The sequence below is a fragment of the Corallococcus sp. CA041A genome, from assembly GCF_003612075.1.
In the GTDB taxonomy this organism is placed as follows: domain Bacteria; phylum Myxococcota; class Myxococcia; order Myxococcales; family Myxococcaceae; genus Corallococcus; species Corallococcus exiguus.
This window is the reverse complement of record NZ_RAWF01000003.1, coordinates 18,349-42,625: the sequence shown is the minus strand read 5'-3', so window position 1 is coordinate 42,625 and position 24,277 is coordinate 18,349. Positions and strand designations below refer to the sequence as shown.

The 24,277-nt window shown below is 67.9% G+C and carries 19 protein-coding genes and 1 pseudogene; 6 read left to right on the top strand and 14 right to left on the bottom strand.

From position 1 onward, the window contains the following. Window positions 1-66 precede the first annotated feature (66 nt). The 6 genes from D7V77_RS01055 to D7V77_RS43125 all read right to left on the bottom strand — a co-directional run bounded on the left by D7V77_RS01055 (window position 67) and on the right by D7V77_RS43125 (window position 5,077). Window positions 67-1,461, bottom strand: coding sequence for an ammonium transporter (locus D7V77_RS01055; RefSeq protein ID WP_120574394.1), 1,395 nt, complete (start codon window positions 1,459-1,461; stop codon window positions 67-69). A 183-nt stretch (window positions 1,462-1,644) separates the two neighbouring features. After that, window positions 1,645-2,028 (bottom strand): hypothetical protein, encoded by a 384-nt coding sequence (locus D7V77_RS01050; RefSeq protein ID WP_120574393.1) that lies wholly within the window; start codon window positions 2,026-2,028, stop codon window positions 1,645-1,647. 16 nt (window positions 2,029-2,044) lie between these two features. Beyond that, complete coding sequence (locus tag D7V77_RS01045; RefSeq protein ID WP_120574392.1) at window positions 2,045-2,560, bottom strand: hypothetical protein; 516 nt, start codon at window positions 2,558-2,560, stop codon at window positions 2,045-2,047. A 111-nt stretch (window positions 2,561-2,671) separates the two neighbouring features. Beyond that, on the bottom strand, window positions 2,672-2,839 hold the full coding sequence (locus D7V77_RS43540) for a hypothetical protein (RefSeq protein ID WP_158624253.1): 168 nt from the start codon (window positions 2,837-2,839) through the stop codon (window positions 2,672-2,674). A 425-nt stretch (window positions 2,840-3,264) separates the two neighbouring features. Then, entirely contained in the window at window positions 3,265-3,912 is a 648-nt protein-coding gene (locus tag D7V77_RS43130; RefSeq protein WP_147451946.1) for a hypothetical protein, read from the bottom strand. 73 nt (window positions 3,913-3,985) lie between these two features. Beyond that, window positions 3,986-5,077 carry a metallopeptidase family protein gene (locus D7V77_RS43125; RefSeq protein WP_147451945.1) on the bottom strand — a complete coding sequence of 364 codons (1,092 nt, stop codon included), beginning with the start codon at window positions 5,075-5,077 and terminating at the stop codon, window positions 3,986-3,988. 310 nt (window positions 5,078-5,387) lie between these two features. On the opposite strand from D7V77_RS43125, the pseudogene D7V77_RS01040 reads away from it, so the two are divergent. Continuing rightward, window positions 5,388-6,720 (top strand): annotated as a pseudogene (locus D7V77_RS01040) (IS4 family transposase). 18 nt (window positions 6,721-6,738) lie between these two features. Here D7V77_RS01040 and D7V77_RS43120 read toward each other — a convergent pair. Continuing rightward, complete coding sequence (locus tag D7V77_RS43120) at window positions 6,739-7,494, bottom strand: hypothetical protein (RefSeq protein WP_147451944.1); 756 nt, start codon at window positions 7,492-7,494, stop codon at window positions 6,739-6,741. A gap of 64 nt (window positions 7,495-7,558) precedes the next feature. Continuing rightward, a complete protein-coding gene (locus D7V77_RS01035; protein WP_199733716.1) occupies window positions 7,559-11,902 on the bottom strand; it encodes a DEAD/DEAH box helicase in 4,344 nt (1,447 codons plus the stop codon). 235 nt (window positions 11,903-12,137) lie between these two features. On the opposite strand from D7V77_RS01035, the gene D7V77_RS01030 reads away from it, so the two are divergent. From D7V77_RS01030 to D7V77_RS01015, 3 genes are all read left to right on the top strand, one after another. Beyond that, the gene (locus D7V77_RS01030; RefSeq protein WP_158624251.1) at window positions 12,138-12,296 is read left to right on the top strand and encodes a DUF1778 domain-containing protein; all 159 of its coding nucleotides are present in this window, start codon (window positions 12,138-12,140) and stop codon (window positions 12,294-12,296) included. A 16-nt stretch (window positions 12,297-12,312) separates the two neighbouring features. Then, complete coding sequence (locus D7V77_RS01025; RefSeq protein WP_158624250.1) at window positions 12,313-13,050, top strand: double-CXXCG motif protein; 738 nt, start codon at window positions 12,313-12,315, stop codon at window positions 13,048-13,050. Window positions 13,051-13,255: 205 nt separating this feature from the next. Continuing rightward, window positions 13,256-14,509, top strand: coding sequence for a hypothetical protein (locus D7V77_RS01015; protein ID WP_147451943.1), 1,254 nt, complete (start codon window positions 13,256-13,258; stop codon window positions 14,507-14,509). A 14-nt stretch (window positions 14,510-14,523) separates the two neighbouring features. On the opposite strand, the gene D7V77_RS01010 is transcribed toward D7V77_RS01015, so the two are convergent. Then, entirely contained in the window at window positions 14,524-15,522 is a 999-nt protein-coding gene (locus tag D7V77_RS01010) for a zf-TFIIB domain-containing protein (RefSeq protein WP_147451942.1), read from the bottom strand. Between the two features lie 168 nt (window positions 15,523-15,690). Here D7V77_RS01010 and D7V77_RS01005 point away from each other — a divergent pair, with 168 nt between their 5' ends. Then, a complete protein-coding gene (locus D7V77_RS01005; RefSeq protein WP_120574386.1) occupies window positions 15,691-16,626 on the top strand; it encodes a pirin family protein in 936 nt (311 codons plus the stop codon). Here the strand turns inward: D7V77_RS01005 and D7V77_RS01000 are convergent. Both D7V77_RS01000 and D7V77_RS00995 read right to left on the bottom strand, forming a co-directional pair. Then, window positions 16,617-17,225: a DUF2378 family protein gene (locus D7V77_RS01000; protein WP_120574385.1), complete on the bottom strand. Its 609-nt coding sequence runs from the start codon at window positions 17,223-17,225 to the stop codon at window positions 16,617-16,619. The genes D7V77_RS01005 and D7V77_RS01000 overlap by 10 nt on opposite strands. Before the next feature lie 83 nt (window positions 17,226-17,308). Then, window positions 17,309-18,769 carry an ATP-binding protein gene (locus D7V77_RS00995; protein WP_120574384.1) on the bottom strand — a complete coding sequence of 487 codons (1,461 nt, stop codon included), beginning with the start codon at window positions 18,767-18,769 and terminating at the stop codon, window positions 17,309-17,311. Window positions 18,770-18,943: 174 nt separating this feature from the next. Here D7V77_RS00995 and D7V77_RS00990 point away from each other — a divergent pair, with 174 nt between their 5' ends. After that, window positions 18,944-19,903, top strand: coding sequence for a PLP-dependent cysteine synthase family protein (locus D7V77_RS00990; RefSeq protein ID WP_120574383.1), 960 nt, complete (start codon window positions 18,944-18,946; stop codon window positions 19,901-19,903). Between the two features lie 6 nt (window positions 19,904-19,909). Here the strand turns inward: D7V77_RS00990 and D7V77_RS00985 are convergent, their stop codons facing one another. From D7V77_RS00985 to D7V77_RS00975, 3 genes are all read right to left on the bottom strand, one after another. After that, window positions 19,910-21,001 carry an aromatic ring-hydroxylating dioxygenase subunit alpha gene (locus D7V77_RS00985; RefSeq protein ID WP_120574382.1) on the bottom strand — a complete coding sequence of 364 codons (1,092 nt, stop codon included), beginning with the start codon at window positions 20,999-21,001 and terminating at the stop codon, window positions 19,910-19,912. A 41-nt stretch (window positions 21,002-21,042) separates the two neighbouring features. Further along, window positions 21,043-21,456 (bottom strand): four-helix bundle copper-binding protein, encoded by a 414-nt coding sequence (locus D7V77_RS00980; protein WP_120574427.1) that lies wholly within the window; start codon window positions 21,454-21,456, stop codon window positions 21,043-21,045. 88 nt (window positions 21,457-21,544) lie between these two features. Next, a complete protein-coding gene (locus D7V77_RS00975; RefSeq protein WP_120574381.1) occupies window positions 21,545-24,013 on the bottom strand; it encodes a heavy metal translocating P-type ATPase in 2,469 nt (822 codons plus the stop codon). Between the last annotated feature and the right edge of the window lie 264 nt (window positions 24,014-24,277).

Here is a 24,277-nt window from a genome sequence, read left to right as displayed (position 1 = left end):
GCATCACGGGGCCCACCCGCGTGAAGCGAGGGGCCCCGTGTGCACCGGCGTCGGTGGGGAAGAACGCTACGCGGGCACGGGCTCCGACGGAGCGGCGTGCTCCGGGGCGGTGGACGCGCTCGCGGCGGGCGCAGGCGGCGTAGGGACGGCGAGCGCCGCGGTGGGGACCTCGCCCACGGTCTCTCCGTGCTGGCTCAGGTCGAGGCCCTCCTCCTCCTGCTCGCGGGTGACGCGCAGCGGGACGATGCGGTCGACGATCTTGTACAGGATGTAGGAACCCACGAAGGAGAAGACGGAGACGACGACCAGCGCCAGCAGGTGCATGAGGAAGGTGCGCGTGGTGCCGTAGATGAGGCCCACGTCCTTGGCGAGCACGCCGGTGAGCACCATGCCCACGATGCCGCCCAGGCCGTGGCAGGGGAACACGTCGAGCGTGTCATCCAGCGCGGTGCGGCTCTTGAAGTGGACGGCGGCGTTGCTGACGAGGCTGGCGACCAGGCCCACCAGGATGCTCTGCCCCACGGTGATGAAGCCCGCGGCGGGGGTGACGGCGACCAGGCCCACCACCGCGCCCACGCAGGCGCCCATGGCGCTGGGCTTGCGGCCACGCAGCCAGTCGAAGGCGATCCACCCGAGCATCGCGGCGGCGGAGGCCGTGTTGGTGGTGGCGAAGGCGAGCGTTGCCAGGGACGACGCGGACAGCGCGGAGCCCGCGTTGAAGCCGAACCAGCCGAACCACAGCATGCCCGTGCCGAGCATCACGAAGGGCACATTGGCGGGAGCATGCGTGGCGTGCGTCAGGTGCACCTGGCGGCGGCCCAGCACGATGGCGCCCGCGAGCGCGGCGAGGCCCGCGGACATGTGCACCACGGTGCCACCGGCGAAGTCGAGCACGCCCCACTGGCGCAGGAAGCCCTCCGGGTGCCACGTCCAGTGGGCGAGCGGCGCGTAGATGAAGACGCTGAAGAGCACCATGAAGAGCAGGTACGCCTTGAAGCGCACGCGCTCCGCGAACGCGCCGGTGATGAGCGCCGGGGTGATGATGGCGAACTTGAGCTGGAAGAGCGCGAAGAGGAGCAGCGGCACGGTGGGCGCAAGGTCCGGATGCGTCTCGCCGCCCACGCCGCTGAACATGAAGAAGGTGCGCGGATCACCGATGAGACCGTGGAAGCTGTCGCCGAAGCAAAGGCTGAAGCCCACCACGACCCACAGCAAGCTGATGACGGCCATGGCGATGAAGCTCTGCATCAGGGTGGAGACCACGTTCTTCAGCCGCACCATGCCGCCGTAGAAGAACGACAGGCCGGGAGTCATCAGCAGCACCAGCGCCGTGGCGGTGAGCAGCCACGCGGTGTCCGCCGGGTTGATGGGGCCGCCCTGCTTCACCTGCGCCGCCGGGGCCACCAGCAGTCCCGCCACCGCCACCGCCACCAGCAGGACCATCGCCATCCACTTCTGCATCGCCGCACCTCTCCAGAGAGCTGACGCGATGCATTGTGGGTTCTGTCCGGGCTAGTTTCAAGCCGATGGAGGCTAAAATTCAGCGAATTAAGTCTAAATTTCGATTATCCAGACCCAGCGCACAACATTTCAGCAGCAACCACCAGGGCGGGAGCCTGGTCGCTACCTCCTGTCCAACGTGGGTCAGTCCTCGGAGTCGTCAGTGCCGAGTTCTTCTGGCAGTGGGTTGTTCATCAGGGTGAGCCGCCCTGGGAGTCGGACCACCAGGAAGCCTTTGCCGTCGATGCGAAGCTGCACGCCATCTTCAGCATCCCCGCTTTTGAGCCAAGACTCTGCTTCGGCCCGTGTTGCGAAGTCCCGTTCAACCTTGATCTTGAAATCGGGATCGAGACGTTCCCGATAGTAGTGCGCGAACTCCTTCAGCTTCCCGAGATGCTGAACATAAAGCAGGCAGAACGCCGCCGCTTCGAAGGCGTTCCAATCTCGAGTTCCCCGTGTGTGGTGTTGGCTCGCGGCATCAAGGACCTCAAGGATGCCTCGTACATCGATTTCTGGGACCTCACTCACGGCATCCCCCTTTCGCTCAGATAGGGCTCAATACAAGTAGACCCGCGGGTACCACCACGAGCGTGAACGCGACGCCTGCGACAATGACAACGGCTCCCAAGGCCACTTCGGACTTGTGCTCCCTCAGCCATTCCAGCGCTGCAGGCATGTTGGGAAATCGCAAGTCCCGCCTGACATCCATACGTTCCAGTGCCTCCTGCTCCTCGACGCACTTCATGAACTCCTCACGGCATGTCTTCGTGCAGTACTCATGGTGCGTCGCTGAATGCTTCGGGATGCTGGTGACAGGGGGCTTCCGTCTCCAGCACGTCTGGAAGCACTGCTTCTGGACCTCCGCACAGTAGGCCTCCGCCCCAGAGCCGCCCGTGCCAGGCCCTTCCGCCGTTCCGACGCCTCGCGCATCCTCGGAGACGACATAGGTCTTCCGCTCGGGACGTTGGGTGTGTCCACAAGCAGTAGCCATCATCACCGTGAGGACGAAGAAAGCCCCGGCATGAGAACCGGGGCTTCCGTGCCGGACGCTGGGGTTCATGGGAGTCACTCCACCCCTGCCCCCCAACCGCCTTCAAGCCGCGACGGACCTCTGTCCTGCGCAGGTCAGTTCACCTGCGCGAGCGGCCCATCGACTTCCGCGTCCTGGCTGCTACCTCCTGTCCAGGATGCGGCCCTGCCCGTCGATCGCGTAGATGACGCCTCCATCCAGGATGGGCTCGTTCAAGCCACAGCGCGCCGGTTGCAGAGAGAACCACACGAAGAACAGGTCTTCTCCCGATTGAAGGACATGGGTGTCGGAGGAGCGGAGCCTCTTCATCCTGAGTCCTCTCGGGCAAGGCGACGGCAACCAGGACCGTCACTCGAACAAGCCAAGGCTGAAGTCCCCCGCTGTTCCGGAAGCATCCCCGATGGGGATCCACCTTCCACCTCCCAGCGCCGACGCGACCCATTCCGAGGCCCCTAGAAGAGGAGCAACTCGCGCTCCCAGATCCGTCCGGACTTGTCCACGAAGCGGGCGGAGCCCCACGGCGACCAATCCAGCTCGTGGTTCGCACCCATGTCCTCGCGGGAGAACTCCCAGCTGTAGGGATGCGGATGCGCGGGCCAAGGCGGATACAACATCAAACCGCGTGTGACCGCGTCCAACGCCGGGGGCAGCTCAAACCCATAACAATGCCACTCACATCTACGCGATTCCTTCGCTCTCCTGAGCAACAACCACAACAGGCCTTCAATCCAATATCATTTTCCACTCACCGGCGGCGCCAGGATGTACTCAGGACATGATCCAGACGTGCTCCTCTCCGACACACTACGACCAACACACATGTATTCACAAACAGGCATTTCACCGTCCACCTTTTTCTTCACGCCATAACGCACACACTGCTCAGAATGACGTAGCAAATAGGCGCTTCGAATCATCTGCCTGCGAACCGCCTCATCGGTCTCTCTCTTTACGGCATCGTCCAGCGATTCAGCAGCGACAGGATCCTGGCTCAACAGGAGATCGTGCACCAACCGTGACCGTGCCCCAGGATAACTCTCCATTTCCAATCGCCTCACAAGCGCCCAGACCATCTTCCCGGGAGCCAGCGTCCCTATGAAATACACAGCCTGACCTGCGATAAAAGAATCCGCCGTCGCTTCAAAGGCCACCCACTCAAGGAAGGCCAAGGCCTTTTGGTTGCCACTCGCAGAAACACAGCGAAGCGCCATGTCAGCCGCACGATACTCTTCATCCCTGGCGGGACGCAGGTTCTTCTTCAACGCATCTACACAAACGTCATAAGCCTCACCAGGGTTCCTCCCAATGAATTCTTCAACGGGATCAGGCTGCCCAGGGCTCAGGACTGGCTCATGGCTTCGCATTCCTTCCTTCTCAACCATCACCTCAAACTCACGCCGTACGCGCCCCTCCAAGCATGAAACAACCAAAAGAGCCAGGGCAGCAAAAACAATCCTACTGATATTTCGAAACAAACCCCACCCCCTTCCAACGGTCTACGAAATTAAACTCAAACAGCGACACATCATAAGGACCTGGGGCCGCTCTGTCTCGCACATCGTACATCAAAGACTCCCGCACTTGGGCATGTCCCCTGTCATATTTCGGAGCAACCACGATCGAATCAATCTGCGCCTGAGGAGTGTTGCCGCTCAACCCAAAGTGGTGGCCAATCTCGTGAGCCAAGACCTGACCACGGACTTCATCCGGCACTTCAGGTTCTTGCGCACTGCCATCCCTGCTCCTGTTTGCCCCAACCAAGAGGAGCACCCCCATCGGGGTAGTCATGCCAAGCTGATTCCGAATATTCATTGCCCTGCGTCGATAATAAACTTCAATATAATCACGAACAGGACTCCGGTCATAATCCCCTACAATACCACAATACGTATACACCTGCCGACACGCCGCCGGCCAATTTGCCTGCTTCCCCTGGAAGACAAATTCATCATTGGCAATCAACGGTTCCCTCTCAATCACTTCGACTCCGGCCGGAACCATCTCAATCTTGATACACGCCTGCATCCAAATCCTAGAGGCCATCGCAACATCTGCCGGAATCTTGGATGGGTCTATCGCATGTGTACTTGAATCACTCTCATCCGTCGCCACGACACGCGGATTTACCTTGACGGTCTGAATGGCAATGGCGGGAATGTCGACCCGCAGCCTAGCTGCATCCGAGACATTCTCATATCCAGGCAAAGAAACCGTCATTGCTACGAGATGTCCCTTCGTTGGAGCAGAGACCTGCACTCGAACACCACGATTCCCACCCACGAATTGAGAATCATGCCTATCGATTGGCGGAAGGTTGCTCGTGTCATCGAAACTCCAGACGAGCTGAGACTCGAAGCCATCTGCTCCTTCCACCTCAAAAGTCGATATCTGTGAATCGCCGTGGCACAGCAGCGCCGGGTTGATCACCCTCGGGGGGAACCCATCTGACCGAATAGACTTGATGGTCAGTGGCTCGATGCTCACCGAGGTATCGACTTGAGGCCCCGACTCCTGCTTGATTGCAATCTTCGAGGAAGAGGTCACCAAGAGGGTCGCAGGATCATTGTCCTTGGGACCAACCCCAGTCTGACGGGAGACTCTGCTTCCGCTTTGAATCAAGTCCGCACACATCAAGGCCCTGAGAGCCACCCCTCTAAACATCTTCGGCATCTGCTGGTTGCGAGGGGAGGAAGGCATGCTGGCTGGCAAGCAGGTGTGCGCTGCAAGGGACTGCTCAATCGGCACACCCTGGCCCCTGTGCGGACGATAGCCCCTTGGCCACTGTTGAGCTGGGGGTTCAACCGTCATGTTCGAAGCCATCGTGGAGCACTTCCTTACCCAGAGTCCACTCACCGTCATGGCCCGGGTGGTGCTGGAGCGCGTCTGTGACGCGGCGTGGGTCGATGCGGCGTTTCATGAGCACCGGTGCCGACAGTATGAGCGCGAGTTGCTGTTCTCCGATGTCGTCGACCGCATGAGCTTGGTGGTGCTGGGCATGCTCCCCTCGCTGCATGCGGCGGCGCAGCGGCATCGCCTGCCCGTCTCGGTGCAAGCGCTCTACAAGAAGGTGAACCGGACCGAGCCGGCGGTCCTCAGGGCGCTGATGCGTGGCGCGTACGCTCGGCTGGCTCCGGTGCGTTGCGCGATGGGCTCGGGGGACGCGGTTTGCGAAGGGATGGCTGTCCGCATCGTGGACGGCAACGATTTGCCGGCGAGGGACAAGCGCCTCGCGGCGTTGCGCGGCCTCCGGGGCGCCGCGACGCCGGGCCCAGTCCCTCGTGCTTTACGACCCGGACCTGGACCTGGTGGCCGACGTGCTGCCCTGGGAGGACGCGCATGACCATGAGCGCTCGCTGCTGAAGCATCTGCTGCCGCAAGTCGAGCCAGGCCACCTCTGGGTGGCGGACCGGGGTTTCAGCACGCGCTCGATTCTGCAGGCCTTCGCCGCGCGCGACGCCTTCCTGCTGGTGCGGGAGCATGCTCGCAATCCCTCGCCGACCGAGGGGCGCCCGCGACGCAAGGTGGGGCGAATCGAGACGGGCACGGTATTCGAGCAGTCGGTGTCCATTCCAGACGGAGCCAGTGGCGTGCTGCGGTTGCGGCGAATCGAGATTGAGCTCGACACTCGGACCGAGGACGGCGAAACCGTCATCCGGCTGCTGACGAACGTCCCAGCGGGCCGCAAGGCAGCCACCACCCTCGCCCGGCTGTACCGTACGCGCTGGCGGATTGAATGCCTTTTTGGCCGCCTGGAGTCTGTCCTTGAGAGCGAGGTGCGAAGCCTTGGCTCACTCCGGGGCGCCCTGCTTGGATTCTGCGTCGCACTGGTAGCCTACGACGTGTTGGCTCTTCTGCAGGCGGCGGTGCGGACCGCGCATCCGGTGTGCCGGGAGAAACCCATCTCCCCTTTCTACATCGCGGCCGAACTGCGCGAGTACTACGGCGGAATGAAGGCCGCCCTCCCGGAGGAAGTCTGGGTGCCCTACGAAAGCCAGACATCGGCGCAACTGGCCCGGACGCTGGTGGAAATGACAGGGCACGTCGACCCGATGACGCTTCTCAAGCATCCTCGCGGACCGAAGCCAAGGAGGCAGAATGGCTACGCGCCAGGCAGTGAGGTGCGCCGGCAGGTCGCGACGTCACGCGTCCTCGCTGCCGGCACTGTCGACTACGTCAAGCAGGATGTTTAGAGGGGTGGCTCTTACGAGTCACTCATCCTGATTTGGAATGGTACTGGGACAACCCGATTCCATAACCCGCTCCCGGGACCGAATCGCGCCTGCGCACCTATAGACGCACCCCCACCTACCGGTTACCTCCCTGAACTTCTCGCTATACACCCTGCAAACACCGGGCTCCCCCAACAAAGCAATTGCCTTATCAACATGCCTCGCGGTTTTGGCGTCTGATATCCCAGGCCGGATGTCCTTCAGATAGGGAACCGCCTCGGAGGATGCCAGCTTGATCAAATCATCAACAGTCGAGAACTGATCCTTCGGATCCTGTCTCTGCCGCAAGCGTTCAACGAGAATTCCTACCCTCTCATTGCTCGGCGAAACCTCGATCAGTGCATCCAGGGCGGACCTCGAAAGCTCAAAACCAACCTTGTCACTAGAGGCCAGCCCCTTGAGCAACTCCCGAGAATATCCCTTCCTCAGGAGCACCAATCCATCCACGGCAGCCTCAATCAAAGACGGGTTACCACCATCCCCCGACTTCGCAGCATCCGCGACAAGCTTCTCAAAAAGAGGCGCCGCATCCTCACCATGCCTCTTCAAAAAGGTTTGAAAGCCTTGATCGCCCTTCCTTTCTTCATTCACCAGCGCCATTTGATCAGCCAGAACGGCACGCTCCAACTCTGACTGCAATCGCAACTGCTCCACAGCGCCCTCCTGCGTACAGGCGCTCATCATCACAACCATCAACAGCGGACTACAAAGAGCGTACACGACCGACTTTCTCAACAAATTCGGCCTCCTGCTTGGAAACGTCCACGCTTTTCGAATCTGGCCCTGTTCTGAAGTAGAGTCAGTTCACCTGCGCGAGCGTTCCATCGGCTTCCGCCTCCTCGTTCTCAGACGCGTCCTCCACCGCGTCCACGCCCTGCGGAATCCCATCCACGTAGGTGACGACGTTGTTCGGCAGCGCGGCCACGCGCGGGCCCGGTGTCACCACGCCCGTGAGGTTCAGCGGATCCACTCCGGACAGCTGGATGCGCACGCCGGACGGAGGCGCGCGCCGCACTGCTCGCGCCATGTCCACCGCTTCTGGCAGCGCGAACTGCTCACCCACGAAGCCCGACACGAAGCGCCCACCGCGCAGCTCGCCTCGCGCTTCCATGCGCCGGTAGACGAACAGCAGGTCGCGCCACGTGGGCGCCAGCGACTCGCGCATCACCAGGTCGCGCCAGACGATGCCGTAGCGCTGGAGGAACAGCTTCGCCAGCGACTCCGTCACCTCCTCCTGCGACTTCGGCTCCGCTGGCGCCAGCAGGCTCCAGCGGCCCGGACCGCCCCGGTTGAGCAGCTTCTGCCGCTTGCGGTGCGCCGGGCTCTGCAGGATGCGCAGGTTCTGCACCGCGTCCGCCGTCACGAGCCCCTTCGCCACCAGCTCCCACAGCGCGTCCTCCACCTCCGCCGGCAGCCGCCGCGCCCGTGTCACCAGGTCCTGGAAGAAGCACGCACCCCGCCGCTCCAGCACGCCCACCACGTCCTTCGCCGCCGCGCTCAGGTCCGGCGGCGTCCACACGCCTCCGTCCGCCAGCACCGCGTGCGGACGCGCCGCCGCGAGCATCCACTCCAGGTCCTCGCGCACCGTGAACGTCAGCGGCGCGTTGCGCGTCGGGGAAGACCGCTTCGCCACCACCGGCTCTGGCGCCTCCACCGGCGCGCCCCGGCGCGGGCCCGCGGGCTTCGGCGGATCCTTCAGCGTCACCCGCCCCCACGCCACCTCGCCCGCGTAGCACGCGCGCTCCATCAGGTCCGGCGTGTAGCCCCGCATGCGCGCGGGCAACAGGAAGCGCTCCCACGCGGAGGCCGGCGCTTCGTACCCCTGCAGCAGCCGCACCGCCTTGAGCAATCCCGTGGAGCCTCGCAGCGCGTCCATGTCCTCCAGGTGGTGCCACCGGAAGAGGAAGCGCATGAAGTCCTGCGGGCTCAGCGGTTCAATCTCACGGCGCAGCCGCCCCACCGTCAGCCGGTGGATGCGCTGGAGCAGGCGCCGGTCGCACCACTCCAGCACCGGGCTTCCGTCCGCGTCCCGAGGCACCGGCACGTCGTCCTGCGCGCGGAACTGGCCTCGCAGCACGCTGCCCTGACTCTCCAGGTTGTGCAGCGCCAGGTTGATGTCATCCGGATCCAACAGCGTCAGCCGCGCCAGCTCCGTCACCGTCGTGGGCCCCACCAACTCCATCCGCCCACGCACCACCTGGAGCACCGCCGCGTCGCGCTCCACCGGCCGGTCGTACTCCAGCACCGGCAACACCGGCTGCGTCTGCGCGTCCGGGAAGAGCGCTCGCACCGCGTTGCCCCGCTCCGCCGACACCAGGAACCGCCCGCCCTGCCGCTCCAGCCAGGCCACGCGCCCCTGCTTGAAGAGCCCTGTCTCCAGGCCTCGCGGCACCTCCGACGCTCGCACCAGCACCAGCTGCAACAGCGCGTCGTGCAGTTCGTCCTCGTCGCGCATCGGCTGCGCGGCGTCCTCCACCACCTGCCGGATGGCGTTCGCGTCCAGCGCCCCGAACGCCGCTGCGTCCTCCGCGGGCATCGCGCGGCGCAGGGCCACGTTGCGCACGCGGCGCTCCTCGGCCGGCGCGTCGTCCAGGAAGGTGTAGGGCTGGCTGTTGATGAGCGCGTGCGCGAAGACGCTCGGCTCCGGGACGTCTCGCGCGACCAGCTGGATGCTCCCGTCCTTCATGCGCCGGAGCACCTCGCGCAGCCCGTCGATGTCCATCGCCTCGCGCAGACAGTCGTCCATCGCCTGCTTCACCAGCGGATGGTCCGGCAGCTCCACGTCCCCGCCGCCGTGGTTGTCCTGGCAGCCCACCTGCGCGGGGAACACCGCCGCCAGCAGGTCCTCGCTGCGCGCGCGCTGGAGGTTCGGCGCCACGCGCTTGCCGCCCATCATCCGGTGCAGCGTCAACGCTCGCGACGCCACCCACCGGAAGCGCGTGCCAAAAATCGGCGCCTGGAGGATGGCCTGCACCAGCACCTCCTCCACGTTGTCCGGGCGCAGGAAGTCGAAGATGTCCGCCAGCGGGAACGAGTGCTGTTCCCCCAGGCTCAGGAGGATGCCGTCCTCCGTGGCCGCCGCCTGCAACTCGAAGTCGAACGAGCGGCAGAAGCGCTTGCGCAGCGCCATGCCCCACGCGCGGTTGATGCGGCTGCCGAACGGCGCGTGGATGATCAGCTGCATGCCACCCGCCTCGTCGAAGAAGCGCTCGGCGACGATCTGCGTGTGGCTGGGCACCACGTCCCCCAGCATCTTCTTGCCCAGCCGCAGGTAGCCCAGCAGCGCATCCACCGCGGGCGGCGGCACGCGCAAGAGCTTCTCCAGGAAGCCCGCAGGGTCGTCGTGGCGCAGCAGCTCTTCGCGCAGCCGGCCCACCTGGAGGCTCAGCTCGTCCGTGCGGCCCGGGGCCTCGCCGCGCCAGAAGGGCACGTTGGGCGGCGCGCCCTTCGCGTCCTCCACCATCACCGTGCTGCCCATGACGCGCTGGATGCGCCACGCGGTGCTGCCCAACAGGAAGATGTCTCCCGGCGAGGACTCCACCGCGAAGTCCTCGTCCAGCGTGCCCACCACCTTGCCTTCCGGCTGCGCGGTGACGCTGAAGTTGAACGTGTCCGGGATGGCGCCGCCGTTGGTGAGCGCGGTGATGCGCACGCCCCGGCGCCCCTTGAGCCGCTGGTTCACCCGGTCCCGGTGCAGGTGGATGCTGCCCCGGCCCCGGCGTTCGGAGACGCCTTCCGACAGCATCTCCAGCACCTGCTGGTACTCCTCCCAGGTGAGGTCCTGGTACGGGTACGCGCGCTGGAAGATGCTGAAGAGGGCGCGCTCGTCCCATTCCTCGCACGCGCACGCGGCGACGATCTGTTGTGCCAGCACGTCCAGCGGCTTCTTGGGGATGCGGACCGCGTCCAGGTCGCCTTCGCGCACGGCGTTGAGGAGCGCGACGCATTCCACCAACTCATCGCGCGTCATCGCGAAGAGGATGCCCTTGGAGATGCCCGCCTTGTGGTGGCCCGCGCGGCCCACGCGCTGGAGCAGCACGGAGATGGCCTTGGTGGTGCCCAGCTGCACGACCAGGTCCACGTTGCCCACGTCAATGCCCAGCTCCAGTGACGCGGTGGCCACCATCACGCGCAGCTGCCCGGCCTTGAGGCGCTCTTCCGCGGACAGGCGCATCTCGCGGGACATGCTGCCGTGGTGCGCGGCCACCAACGCCTGGCCCAGGCGTTCGCCCAGGTCGTGCGCCACGCGCTCGGACATCTTGCGCGTGTTGACGAAGATGAGCGTGGTGCGGTGCTCGCTGGAGAGTTGGATCAGCCGGTCATAGACCTGTCCCCACATCTCGTGGCTCGCGATGGAGGACAGCTCCGCGTCCGGGATCTCCACCTTCAGGTCCCACGGGCGCTGGTGGCCCACCTCCACGCGCTTGCACTCGGTGAGGGACGCGCCGGTGAGGAAGCCGGAGATGGCGTCCAGCGGCTTCTGCGTGGCGGACAGGCCCAACAGCTGGGGGCGCACGTCGGTGAGGGCCTTGAGGCGCTCCATGGACAGCGCGAAGTGGCTGCCGCGCTTGTCACGAGCGAGCGCGTGGATTTCGTCCACGATGACCGTGCGCACGTGGCGCAGGGTGGCGCGGGCGCGCTCGGCGGTGAGGTAGAGGTAGAGGGACTCGGGCGTGGTGATGAGGATGTGCGGCGGGCGGCGCACCATCTGGGCGCGCTCGCCCGCGGGCGTGTCGCCGGTGCGCACCTGCACGCGCAACTGCTGCGGTTCGTAGCCCTCCTCGCGCGCCAGGGTCATCAGCTCCTCCAGCGGCTGGAGGAGGTTCTTCTGCACGTCGTTGCCCAGGGCCTTCAAGGGCGACACGTAAAGGACGCGCGTGTGGTCGGGCAGCGTGCTGTCGAGCGCCATGCGAAACAGCGAGTCCAGCGCCGCGAGGAACGCCGTGAGCGTCTTGCCGCTGCCCGTGGGCGCGGCGATGAGCACGTCGTGGCCGGCCTGGATGAGCGGCCAGCCTTCAACCTGCGGACGGGTGGGTTCACCCAGGCGTGAGGCGAACCAGCGCCGCACCACCGGGTGGAAGGCGGCGAGCGCCGGATGGGCCGCGAACTCCGACGTGAAGGCGAGGGCGATTTGAGGGGACATGGCGGGCTCCCAGAGGGCCAGCCTGAACACAGGTACAGCGCGTCGTCAACGGACGGGGGGTGCCGACTTCGGCATCCAGGGCAGGGGATGTCGGAGGGACCGCGTATCCCCCTGAACCCTCGGAGGATTCGTCTCCCAGCAGGACGCAGGGTAATCAGGCGGGCAGGCTTCGTGTCGTCGCCGGACACCCCCCCGTCAGAGCCGCTCCGTCACAGTCATGGACCCAAAACATCCGATGCTTGCAGAGGACGACTCACCCTCCATCTGGAACGAACGCGAGGAAGTCCGCGTGGTGCTGCCTGACAGTGATTTCGATCGGCTCGTGGATGCGTTGGAGAAGCCAGCGAAGCCTCTGCCCCGGCTGCTGGAGCTCGCGCGCAAGAAGGCCCGCTGACGTTCTGGAAGGACAGATGCGCTTCTACCAACTCCAACGTCCGGCCCCTTCCACTCCGAGACACTGGAACGGCAGCCTGTCCGCCGAGCACGTCTGGAGCCTGCCCGGGGTGGAGTGCCCCACCTGCCATGAGACCTGGAGTGGTCAGTTCGCGCTTCCCAGCGTCGATCTGTCTTCGTTACCCGGACGCGACCTGCTGGTGGAGCCGCGTGTCGAACCCCACGCGGAATACGCGCGCCTCGCGTCCCGCGTGCAGCCGTTCCTCCCAACTGGAGTGTCCCCGGAACCCGGCATGCAGTTCGGTCCGCTTCGTGGCACGGCACACGGAACCTTCGGACCTTTGAGCGCGCGCTACGGGTGGGAGGCGCTGGTCACGCAGGAAGCATTGCGACACCTCCAGGCCGTGGGGATCCGGGGGCTCGCTCCCGTGCGCGCGGAGCTACAGGGACTCGATGCCGGGGTCGTGCTGTACGAGTTGGAGATTCCCTTGCGCGGGCTTCTGCACCGGGACGCGGTCCTGACCGGCCCCAGGTGCCCGACCTGCGGATGGTACGAGGTGCGAATCTCGCCCGAACCCTGGCTGGATGGAGATGCCCTCCCTCACGACGTGGACCTCTTCCGCCCCGCGAACGGAACCACGTACACCTTCGTCACCGAACGCTTCGTCGAGGCACTCGAAGCCTTGGGCCCATCGGACGTGACGTTTCGCGAAGCCGGTGTCGTGCCGGCATCCCGCACGGGTTCGGTTCACTGAGCTCAGCGCCGGACCGCCCAGGCCAATCCGTCCGGCCTTCCTCCGACATCGATGTGGCCCGTGACCTCCAACCTCTTGAGGTCGATGACGGCGACGTCGTTGTCAGGCGTGCACGACACGGACGCCGGGTGCCCCCACCCGGGGCCCAGGCCTCCCTCCAGACGGGGGGCTGTGCCAAGGAATGTGGCGCGGTAGCCTCGTTCGGATGACCCGAGTCTTCTTCTCCGACCTGGAGACACACTCGCCCAGCGGGCGCTTCACCCTGACGGCCCGCTCGCCCCACAACGGGGCGATCCTCCGCCGCGGCGGGCGGAAGGCTTCCTGGTGGTGGGGCAGGCGCACCGCGTTCCAGAACGAGTTCCGCTTCCAGTTGCTCGAACACATCCCCGGGAGCGCCGAGCCTCGCCTTGTCTGGGAGCGGTGGCAGAAATGGAACGAGAGCAGTCCGCACCAACTGTTCGTCTCGGACACGGGCTGGTCCATCCTCCGGACCCACGGCCCTCAGCTCATCGCCGTGTCTCCCTCGGGACGCGACGTGCTTCGGGTGGACATCCTCGGTCCCAGGGAAGGGAAGGTGGGACGCAATGCGTGGCAGGCCGACCACGCCACGTACACGACCGCGGGGCTGTTCTGGTCGAAGCATGCGTGGCCCTACTTCTTCCGCGACGCCGAGACGGACTTCTTCATCTGGCGGACGCACAGAGGGCAGCGGCTGGTGCTCGACCTCACCCACGCGGCCATCCTCCCGGAGGCGGATGTCCGGGCTCGCGAATGGGATGCCGCGGAGCAGCGCGATGCGTCCGCGCTGCTGGCGATGCTGACGGAGCAACTCCAGGAGGTTCAAGCGCTCCTGTCGAAGTCATCCACTGCTCCGCAGAAGGAAGTCCCCAGCGAGTTGCGGAAGCACCTCGACAGGGTGGTGGGCGCCGTCGTGCTGGTGGGAGCACACCGCATCCACGCGTGCCTGCCACTCCTCCAGCAGTGGGAATCCGTGGAGGATTGGAGCAGCGTCTCGCGCAGCTCCGTGTTCCGCGAGGCGTCCCTGGAGGAGCAGGCCTTCCGCCCCATCGTCCAGCAGTCCCTCCGGCGGCTGGGGGTCCAGCCCCGGGGCTTCGCGGCCTATTCCTTCCTCGACGCGAAGCATGAACGGTACGCGCTCCCAGAGTGCCTGCCGGACCGGCGCGAGCGGGCAGCGACCCTGGAGAAGACGATGTCGGCATGGGAAGTCCTCCAACGGGTGGGAGCACCGGACCTCATCCATCACGGGACCGAGCTCTCCGACGACGTGGAGCGCGCGTTCGAGCACTGGGAATACGACTTCCAGGCCGACGGCCAGTGGACGACGCTTCAGTTGCGCTGGGAGCTGAACTCGCGCCCGCCCTTCATCGCCGAGCTCCAGGAACGCCCTTCCTCCTGGCTCCAGTCGAACGCGCGCGAGCAGGCACTGCTGGAGCGCTAGGCTGGAGCCACGGCTCACCTCAGCCAGACATCGCAGTGCGGACAGCGGTCCAGCGACAGGGTGGGCGATCCGTCCGAATCCGTGTTGTCGAAGTCCTGCAGGTTGTTCCCGCATCCCGGACACAGCAGGTGGAAATACCTGCTGACCATGGAGGTCAGGCTGGCGCAGATGAAGCCCGCCGCGAAGGGGACCCCCGCCAGGTCCCACCCGTCCGGAGGAGGCGCGCGCCGCAGGAAGAGCCAGAGGCCCCCGCCCAGCAGCCCCACGACACCGCCCGCGAACACCACGGTGTTGTGCAGCGCCAACCGCCTGCTGAACTCCTCGCGGATCCTGACGAACCGCTGGAAGTCCAAGTCCCTCCGGGCGGACACAGTCAGCACCGTCCCCGTGGCGGGCGAGCTGTCCTGGACCGCTTCCCGCGCCGACGCCGCCAGCGCGCGGTGGTTCTCCGCCGTGGACTGGAGCGCGGAAGCGACCCCCGCGAGGTCCCGCAGGAGCTCCCGGATGGACTCTTCGGAGAGCGAGCCCCTTGGGGAGGCGATGAGCTCCTGCCCCTGGAGCTGGAACGGAGCACCGCGAGCCTGGAGCTGGCGCAGCGCATCGCGGACGACGGGTTCGCCCAACAGGCGGATGACCGCCGCTGGATTCGCGCCCCGGATGAGGAACGCCGCATCCAGCGCGGGCTGGCCCACCTGGATGTCCCGTTCCTTCGAGGCCCCGCGCCAACGCAGCCCCCACCCCTGGGGGAGCAGCGCGAAGTCCTGAGGCAGCTTCACCCCCAGCGTGAGACGAAGCCGTGAGGCTCCCGTGCGCAACAGGGACACCTCCACCGGATGGCCCCGGTAGCGCCCCGCCAGCAGCACGCGCGTGGACGACGGGAACGGTGACAGCTCCAGGATGGGGCCCAGTGCCCGCCAGCGACGCCGGGCCCATGCGCGGCGCCACGCCCGGAGCGTCAGGGGTGTCAGCGCCAGTACGGTCGCGACGGCAAGCCCGAGGAACCCAGGGGACATTGTGAGGCCCAGGCTAAACGCGGATCCAACACGGAGAAAGCACGGCGTCCAACGGTGCCTCCCCACCCCGGTCCGAGTGAAGCGTCCGAGCGCGGAACGTCCAGGAGAAAGTGGCCGCGCGGGACGGGAACCCAGGCACACTGTGCCCCCTCGAAAAGGAGAGACACCATGAGCTGGGAAGAAGACCTGCAGGGCCGTGAGCCCCCGCCCTCCCTGGAGACGCTCATCGTCCCGCGCGTGCGCGACCTGGGCGATGGCTTCCACGTGCGCCGCGCCCTGCCCTCCGCGCGCCGCCGCATGGTCGGCCCCTTCATCTTCCTGGACCAGATGGGCCCCGCGGACTTCGACCCCGGCCGCGGCCTGGACGTGCGCCCCCATCCGCACATCGGCCTGTCCACCGTCACCTATCTCTTCGAGGGCGAAATCCTCCACCGTGACTCGCTGGGCTTCGTGCAGCCCATCCGCCCCGGCGCCGTGAACTGGATGACCGCCGGCCAGGGCATCGCCCACTCCGAGCGCACCGGCCCCGAAACCCGCTCCGCCGGTGGCCGCCTCTTCGGCATCCAGGCGTGGATCGCCCTCCCCAAGCAGCATGAAGAGGTCGCCCCCGCCTTCGTCCACCACCCCGCGGACACGCTCCCCATCATCGACGGCGAGGGCATCCACCTGACCGTCATCGCGGGCCAGGTGCATGGCGGCAAGTCCCCCGTGCGCGCCCACTCCGACCTCTTCTACGCGGACGCGAAGATGGAGGCGGGCTCCCGCTTGAAGCTCTCCGCCGAATACGAGGAGCGAGGCCTCTACCTCGTCGAGGGCACCGTGGAGGTGGAGGGCACGCGCTTCCAGCCCGGCGAACTGCTCGTGTTCAAGCCGGGCAGCGAAATCATCCTCAAGGCGGAGTCCTCCGCGCGGATGATGCTCCTGGGCGGCGAGCCCATGGACGGCCCGCGCTACCTCTTCTGGAACTTCGTGTCGTCCTCCAAGGAGCGCCTGGAGGCCGCCAAGGCGGACTGGAAGGAAGGCCGCTTCGCCGCCGTGCCCACGGAGACGGAGTTCATCCCCCTGCCTCCGGATGATCCGCCGGCGCCCGTGCGCTACCCGTAGAGCCGGCGCACCGGCGCGAGCGTGCCCGCGGGCCGCTGCGACTTCGCCTGCGACCACGTCAGCCGGTACGTCGCCGCCGTCCCGTCGAAGGCGATGGGCTTCACCTCGGGTGAGCCCGCGCCCGACGCGCGCAGCGTCTCCGCCAGGAAGCCGCAGGCGAAGAAGGGGTTGTCCGCCAGCACGTCCTTCACCCACAGGGTGGCGTCCTGCTTGGACAGCTCCTCCACCCGCACCTCGTTGAAGTTGTTGCCCGCGCGCAGGTTGTACGGCACGCGCTCCAGCGTCTTCTGCGGCCCCAGGTGCGTGACCAGCTGCATGCTCGCCCGCCCCACGGACGTCTGCTGGAAGCCCTTCAGGTAGCGGGCGCCCAGCTCCAGGTAGGCCGACTCCAGGGACTGGCCGGGGAAGACGTCCCGCGCGGCCACGTCCAGGAAGACGCGCCACTGCTCCAGCGAGTAGTGGGGGCGCAGCGGCTCGGACAGGTTCAGGCCCGCGGCCTTCAGCTTCTGGCGCCCGTCACGCGTCAGGTACGGCCCCAACGCACGCACGAAGAGGGCTTCCACGCTCTGGGCGAAGATTTGCTTTTCGGATGGGACCATGCCCCCAGGGTGGGGGCGCGCCTGCGCATCCGGAAGGGTGGCCGCAATGCATCCGTCCACGAGTCGTCAAACCCGTAGGATTTTCAGCCTCGCGGCAGACGCACCGTGAAGGTCGTCCCCTGGGCCTCGGTGGAGGTCACCTTCACGGTGCCGCCGTGGGAGTGGACAATCTGGCCGGCGATGTAGAGCCCCAGGCCCAGCCCTCCGGCCGCGCCGCGCTCCCGGTCGCTGCGGCCGGCGCGGCGCCACGCGGCGAAGAGGTGCGGCACCTGCTCCGCCGGAATGGGCGCGCCCAGGTTGTGCACCCGCAGCACGGCCTCGCCGTCCAGGCCCTCCGCGCTCACGCGCACGGGTGAGTCCGGCGGGCTGAACTTGAGCGCGTTGGACACCAGGTTGCCCACCACCTGCTCCAGCCGGTCCGCGTCCCACGCGCCGCGCCCGTCACCCTGCACGTCCAGCATCACCTCGCGCTGGGGCTGGCTGGCGCGCACTTCCTCCACCGCGCCGCGCACCACGTCGAACAGGTCGCACCGCGAGCGCACCACCGGCAGCCCCGCGCCCAGCCGCGCCCGCGCGAAGTCCAGCAGCTGGCGGATCATCCGATCCATGCGCACGGCGCTGGTGAGGATGCGCTCGGTGAAGACGCGCTGGCGGTCGGACAGCTCTCCCTGGCGCTGGAGCTGCTGCGCGGACATGGACAGCGCGTTGAGCGGGTTGCGCAGGTCGTGGCCCAGGATGCCGATGAACTGCTCGCGGAAGTCCTCCGCGTTGCGCATCTCCGTGACGTCCTGCCCGGTGGCGATGACGGCCTCCACCGCGCCCGTGGGTCCGGTGGCCGGGGACATCGTGTACTCGAAGTGCCGCGGGCCCTGGTCCGAGGACAGGCTGACGCGGCCGCGCTGCACCTGGCCCGTGCGCCGCGCCGCGTCCAGCGCCTTCGCGTAGGGCTCCAGCTGCGGGTCCATCACGCGAAGCGCGTCCATGCTCCTGCCCGGCACGTGCACGTGGTGCGAGCCACGCGACGCGGCCACCGCCTGGTTGGCGTAGATGAGCGTCCCGTCTCCGTCATAGAGCGCGATGGGGTCCGCCGCCGCGGCCATGGCCAGCTCCAGGAGACGGCGCTGCTGCTGCACCTGGTCGGAGAGGACGCGCACCTCGCGCTCGGCGCGGCGCAGGCGCAGGAGCGCGTGCACCTGGGCCACCAGCTCCTCTGGATCCACCGGCGCCACCAGGTACGCGTCCGCGCCGTGCTCCAGCCCCTGCGCCCGGTCCGCGGCGCCCACCGCCTGCGCGGACAGGTGCAGCACCAGCGCGCTGCGAGTGCGCGGGGAGGCCTTCAGGCGCCGGCACACCTCCAGGCCGCTCATGTCCGGCAGGCGGACGTCCAGGATGACCAGGTCGGTGTGCTCGTCCGCGAGCGCCAGCGTCTCGACGCCCGTGCCCGCCTCCAGGACCTGGAAACCCGAAAGGGACAGCACGCGAGACGTGACGTAACGGCTGGCCAGGTCGTCGTTGACGTTGAGGATGGTGGGCGAGGAAGGCATGCAGGCGGATGAAACCGTGGCCCTTCTTCGTAATGGCTGCCCCTGGATGCGCCAAGTGTTGCACGTGGGAAAATGTCTTCTCCGACGGAACAGCCAGGGGAACGGGCGTCCGCCGCCGCTCGCTGGACGACAGGGTGGCTCCCCCGCTGGCGCGTTTCGCGATAGGGATGACCCATGCGCCCTCCCTGCCGCCCGCTTCCCGCTGATGGTCGCTTCCTCCAGGCCGTGGGGCCCACGCCGCTCGTGCCCGTGCGGCTGGACCCGGAAGGTCCGACCATCTGGTGCAAGTTGGAGTTCCTCAATCCCAGCGGGTCCACGAAGGATCGCATCGCCCGGTACATGCTGGAGAAGGCGTGGCGTCTGGGGGACCTGAGCCCGGGCGGCGACGTGGTGGAGGCGTCCAGCGGCTCCACCAGCATCGCCATGGCGTTGGCGAGCGCGCAGATGGGCTGCCGCTTCACGGCGGTGATGCCGGAGGGCGTGACGGAGGAGCGGCTCATCGCCATCCGCGCCTACGGCGGCGAGGTGGAGCTGGTGCCGCGCTCGGAAGGCATCCGGGGAGCCATCGCGCGGGCGGAAGCGCTGGCGAAGGAGCGCGGCGGCTACGCGCCCCGCCAGTTCGAGAACCCGGACAACGCGGAGGCGCACCGCGTGTGGACGGGGCAGGAAATCCTGGCGCAGGTGCCGGGCGGGCTGGTGCACGGCGTGGTGAGCGGCGTGGGCACGGGCGGCACCATCGTGGGCCTGTTCCAGGCGTTCGCGGAAGCGGGCTGTCCGGTGACGCCCTTCGTGGCGAGGCCCATCGCGGGGCTGGGCTGCGACATCGAGTGTTGTAGCTTCAGCGCGCGCGTGCCGGGCGTGGTGGACGGCCTGTCGAAGCTGTACCGCGAGGCGGACATGCCGGGCCGGGTGGAGCTGGATATCTCGGACGACCTGGCCATGCGCACCGCGCGGGCGCTCATCCGCCGGGGCTTCCCGGTGGGCCCGTCCTCCGGCCTCAACTACGCGGCGGCGGTGGAGGCGGCGAAGCAGCTGGGCCCGCAGGCCCAGGTGGTGACGGTGTTCCCGGACCGCATGGAGCGCTACTTCTCCACGGAGCTCGTGCAGCCCCGGGCCGCGCCCAAGGCCGGCTGAAGGCCCCTACGTGCGCATGCGCACGCGCGTCTCGTGCACCGTGTCCGGAGGCGGAGAAGCGCGCTCGCGCTCCTGGGCGCGCATCAGGCGCAGGATGCTGGGCCCCAGGACGTCAATCTCCGTGGAGGCGTAGGCCTCCGTGCCGAAGCGGCGGATGGAGTCCGTCTGCCGCTCCAGGATGCGCGCATCCTGCCCGAAGATGTGCAGGCCCACCGGCAGCACGAAGGGCACCGCGGCCTTGAGCAGCCAGCGCGGCACGGGCAGCTTCACCGTCACCACCGCGTACACGAGCGTGTCCCAGTCATCCACCGGCGTCATGGCGGAGTTGACCAGGATGTGGCTCTTCTCCCCGATGCGGTACTCCACCTGCGCGATGGACGGCATCAGGAAGCGGTCGAAGTGCTGCACCACCCCACCGCCCGGCGCGAGCAGCCGCCCCACGAGCCCCTTGGGCGCGGGCTCGCCCAGGTACTCCGCCTCCACGCGGTCCGCGCTCCTGCGCACCACCACGTCGATTTCGTTCTTCTTCTCCGCGGTGCGGAACAGGCCACCGTGGAGGAATGCCGTGTGCGGCACGTCCAGCGTGTTCTCCAGCACCGCGTGCAGCGACCCCGGCGCGCGCAGCACCCGGCGCACGGTGGTGTAGTCCGCCGCGTCCAGCAGCGGGAAGCGGAAGGGCTCCGACGTGGGCTCCACGCCGGGCGTGGAGTAGACCCAGACGAAGCCGTCCTGCTCGCGCGTCGGGTAGGAAGCGGCGCAGCGGGAGCGGGCCTCGGGCTCGCCCACCAGGCCGGGGATGAGCCGGCACTGGCCACCGGTGTCGAAGCGCCACCCGTGGTAGCCGCACTCCAGCTGCCCGTTCTGCACGCGCCCCAGTGACAGCGGCACGTTGCGGTGCGGACAGCGGTCCATCAGGGCGCCGGGCTTTCCGCCCTCGCCCCGGAAGAGCACCAGGGGCGTGCCTTGCAGCGTGCGCGCGAGCGGCTTGTCCCCCAGCTCGCGCGACGTGCAGAGGATGAACCAGGAGTGCGGAAGCCGGACGACGGAGATGTGACTGGGGGACGCACCTGGGGTGCGCCCCTCCTCGCGGGCGGTCATGCGCCCAGTCTAATGGGCCCGGGCCTCCGTGCACGCCCCCTTCAGGCGGGCAGGTCGGCGAAGCGTTGGGCGGCCTCCGGGTTGAGGGGCTGGGGCATCACCCCGCCGCTCATCCTCCGGCAGGACTCTTCGCAGCGGCGGCACGCGTCCGCGCAGGCCTCCATCATCCCCTCGTCGCCCATCTCCTCGCAGGCGGTCGCGCAGGCGGCGCACACCTCCGCGCAGGCGAAGCATGTGCGCGAATGCAGGTCCGAACCGCGCAGCATGAAGCGCGCGCTCGTCTCGCAGATGTCCGCGCAGTCCATCAGCAGCCGGAGGGGCCCAGGCTCGGCGAGCCTGCCTCCCCGCTTCAGACAGTCCGCCAGGGTCTCCAGGCAGACGCGGCGACAGGCCGTGCAGTTGTCGATGCACTCCCGAATCGCGTCGTCGCCTCGCATCACTTCGGCATTCGCCATGGTGGGGGTCCTTTCGGGCCTCACGGTGGGCACGCGCGGGGACGCCACCATCCCGCCGCGCGTGCCCGACTGGCCGGTTGCTTCCGGACTAGAGCTTCAGCCGCCGCAACCGCAGGGCGTTGCCGATGACGGACACCGACGAGAGGCTCATCGCCGCGCTCGCGAACAGCGGGCTCAGGAGCAACCCGAAGACGGGGTACAGCACGCCCGCCGCCAGCGGCACTCCCAGCAGGTTGTAGACGAAGGCGAAGAAGAGGTTCTGCCGGATGTTGCGCAGCACGGCCTGGCTCAACCCACGCGCCCGAGCGATGCCTCGCAGGTCGCCCTTCACCAGCGTCACGCCCGCGCTCTCCATCGCGATGTCCGTGCCCGTCCCCATGGCGATGCCCACGTCCGCTCGCGCCAGCGCCGGTGCGTCGTTCACGCCGTCGCCCGCCATCGCCACCACGCGCCCCTGGGCTTGCAATGTCTTCACCGCGTCGCCCTTCGCGTCCGGCTGCACGCCGGCAATCACCTCCGTGATGCCCAGCCTGCGCGCCACCGCGTGCGCCGTCGTCGGGCTGTCTCCGGTGAGCATCACCACGCGCAGGCCTTCCTCCCTCAGCCTCGCCAGGGCCTCCGGCGTGGACGGTTTCAGCGGGTCCTCCACGCCCAGCAGCCCCGCCGCGCGGCCGTCCATCGACACCAACACCACCGTCTGGCCCTCCTGGCGCAGCGCCTCCGCGCGCTCCGTCAGCGCCTCCACCTCCACGCCCAGGCTCCGCATCAACGCCGCGTTGCCCAGCGCGACCTCGCGTCCTCCCACGCGGCCCCGGACGCCCTGCCCTGGCACGGACTGGAAGTCCTCCACGCCACCGGGGGACACGCCTCGCTCCCTCGCGCCCGAGACCACGGCGGCGGCCAGCGGGTGTTCGCTGCCTCGCTCCAGGCTCGCGGCCTGGCGCAGCAGCTCGGAGGCGTCCACGCCCGGCGCTGGCTCCACCGTCACGAGCCGCGGCTTGCCCTCCGTGAGCGTGCCCGTCTTGTCCACCACCAGCGTGTCCACCGCCGCCATCCGCTCCAGCGCCGCCGCGTCGCGGATGAGCACGCCCATACGCGCGCCCTGCCCCGTTCCCACCATCACGGACATGGGTGTGGCCAGGCCCAGCGCGCACGGGCAGGCGATGATGAGCACCGCCACCGCGTTCACCAGCGCGTGCGCGAGCCTCGGCTCCGGACCCCACACGCCCCAGACCACCGCCGTCACCACCGCCACCGCGATGACCGCGGGCACGAAGATGCCGGCCACCCGGTCCGCCAGCCGCTGGATGGGAGCTCGCGTGCGCTGCGCCTCGGCCACGCGCTGGACGATGCGCGACAGGAGCGTGTCCTGTCCCACTCGCTCCGCGCGCATCACGAGCGTGCCCGTGCCGTTCAGCGTGCCACCCGTCACCTTCGCGCCCGGGCCCTTCTCCACCGGCACGGGCTCACCGGTGACGAGCGATTCATCCACCGCGCTCGCGCCCTCCAGCACCTCGCCGTCCACCGGCACCTTCTCACCGGGGCGCACGCGCAGGCGCCATCCGGCGTGCACCTGGGACAGCGGCATGTCCTCTTCGTGGCCGTCGTCCGAGATGCGCCTCGCCGTGGCGGGGGCCAACGACAACAGGGCCCGCAGCGCACCAGACGTCGCGTGGCGGGCGCGCAACTCCAACACCTGCCCCAGCGCCACCAGCGTGAGGATGATGGCCGCGGCCTCGTAGTACACGGGCACGCTGCCGCCGTGTCCCGTGCGCGCGCCTTCCGGTAGCAGGTGCGGAAACAGCGTGACGCCCACGCTGAAGGCGTACGCCGCGCCCGCTCCCAGCGCGATGAGCGTGAACATGTTCAGGTGCCGGTTCTTCACCGACGCCCAACCCCGCTGGAAGAACGGCGCCCCCACCCACAGCACCACCGGCGTCGCCAGCGCGAACTGAGCCCACACGAGCGCCGAGGGCGACAGTCCGTGCCGCACCGGCAGCATGTCCGACATGCCCAGCAGCATCAGCGGCGCGCTCAGCACCAGGCCCACCCAGAACCTTCGCGTCATCGAACGCAGCTCCGGATCCGGCGGCTCCTCCACCGTCACCGTGCGCGGCTCCAGCGCCATGCCGCACTTCGGGCAGGTGCCGGGCCCGTCGCTCACCACCTCCGGGTGCATCGGGCAGGTGTATTCGACGCGCGTCTGGAGGACGGGCGGCGCTTCGGACTCCAGCGCCATGCCGCACTTCGGGCATGCCCCTGGCGCGTCCTGCCGCACCTCCGGATCCATGGGGCACACGTACACGGCGCCCGGCGCGGCGGGCGGTGGCGGCGTCCGGGGCTGGAGGAACCGCGTGGGGTCCTCCTGGAAGCGCTGGCGGCACTTCGGGCCGCAGAAGAACCAGGTGTGCCCCTCGTGCTCCCAGCTCCCGCCCTTCGGTGCGCGAGGGTCCACCTCCATGCCGCACACGGGGTCGATGGCGGGCCCCTCCCCGCCCACGGAGGGCGGCGACCGGGGTGAAGGCGGAACAAGGTGATGCGGATGGTGATGCGTCATGGGGAAGCCTCCTTTCCCCGGGCCAACGCGGCACCCGGCGCGCTCTTACACATGCGTAACCCTCCCTCCCGAAGCCCGTGCCGCCCGCGCTCGTCCCACTGGGAGGCAGGGCGCCAGGCGGGCCCGGGGGTTTGTCCGCACGGGGCTTCTTCCGGTAGGACGCGGCGGGCCCGACGCGAAACGGCCAGGAAGATCCGCTCGCTCCGTGTGGCCAGGGAAGCAAGGTCGGGGCCCGACCAGGGAGGGCATCGAATGCGACGCATG

What these genes read in the sequence shown, in the direction of transcription:
- D7V77_RS01055 (WP_120574394.1), bottom strand. Translation starts at nt 1,461, where the DNA reads ATGCAGAAGTGGATGGCGATGGTCCTGCTGGTGGCGGTGGCGGTGGCG.
- D7V77_RS01045 (WP_120574392.1), bottom strand. Translation starts at nt 2,560, where the DNA reads ATGAACCCCAGCGTCCGGCACGGAAGCCCCGGTTCTCATGCCGGGGCT.
- D7V77_RS43540 (WP_158624253.1), bottom strand. Translation starts at nt 2,839, where the DNA reads ATGAAGAGGCTCCGCTCCTCCGACACCCATGTCCTTCAATCGGGAGAA.
- D7V77_RS43130 (WP_147451946.1), bottom strand. Translation starts at nt 3,912, where the DNA reads ATGGTTGAGAAGGAAGGAATGCGAAGCCATGAGCCAGTCCTGAGCCCT.
- D7V77_RS01035 (WP_199733716.1), bottom strand. Translation starts at nt 11,902, where the DNA reads ATGTCCCCTCAAATCGCCCTCGCCTTCACGTCGGAGTTCGCGGCCCAT.
- D7V77_RS01030 (WP_158624251.1), top strand. Translation starts at nt 12,138, where the DNA reads ATGCTTGCAGAGGACGACTCACCCTCCATCTGGAACGAACGCGAGGAA.
- D7V77_RS01025 (WP_158624250.1), top strand. Translation starts at nt 12,313, where the DNA reads ATGCGCTTCTACCAACTCCAACGTCCGGCCCCTTCCACTCCGAGACAC.
- D7V77_RS01015 (WP_147451943.1), top strand. Translation starts at nt 13,256, where the DNA reads ATGACCCGAGTCTTCTTCTCCGACCTGGAGACACACTCGCCCAGCGGG.
- D7V77_RS01010 (WP_147451942.1), bottom strand. Translation starts at nt 15,522, where the DNA reads ATGTCCCCTGGGTTCCTCGGGCTTGCCGTCGCGACCGTACTGGCGCTG.
- D7V77_RS01005 (WP_120574386.1), top strand. Translation starts at nt 15,691, where the DNA reads ATGAGCTGGGAAGAAGACCTGCAGGGCCGTGAGCCCCCGCCCTCCCTG.
- D7V77_RS01000 (WP_120574385.1), bottom strand. Translation starts at nt 17,225, where the DNA reads ATGGTCCCATCCGAAAAGCAAATCTTCGCCCAGAGCGTGGAAGCCCTC.
- D7V77_RS00995 (WP_120574384.1), bottom strand. Translation starts at nt 18,769, where the DNA reads ATGCCTTCCTCGCCCACCATCCTCAACGTCAACGACGACCTGGCCAGC.
- D7V77_RS00990 (WP_120574383.1), top strand. Translation starts at nt 18,944, where the DNA reads ATGCGCCCTCCCTGCCGCCCGCTTCCCGCTGATGGTCGCTTCCTCCAG.
- D7V77_RS00985 (WP_120574382.1), bottom strand. Translation starts at nt 21,001, where the DNA reads ATGACCGCCCGCGAGGAGGGGCGCACCCCAGGTGCGTCCCCCAGTCAC.
- D7V77_RS00980 (WP_120574427.1), bottom strand. Translation starts at nt 21,456, where the DNA reads ATGGCGAATGCCGAAGTGATGCGAGGCGACGACGCGATTCGGGAGTGC.
- D7V77_RS00975 (WP_120574381.1), bottom strand. Translation starts at nt 24,013, where the DNA reads ATGACGCATCACCATCCGCATCACCTTGTTCCGCCTTCACCCCGGTCG.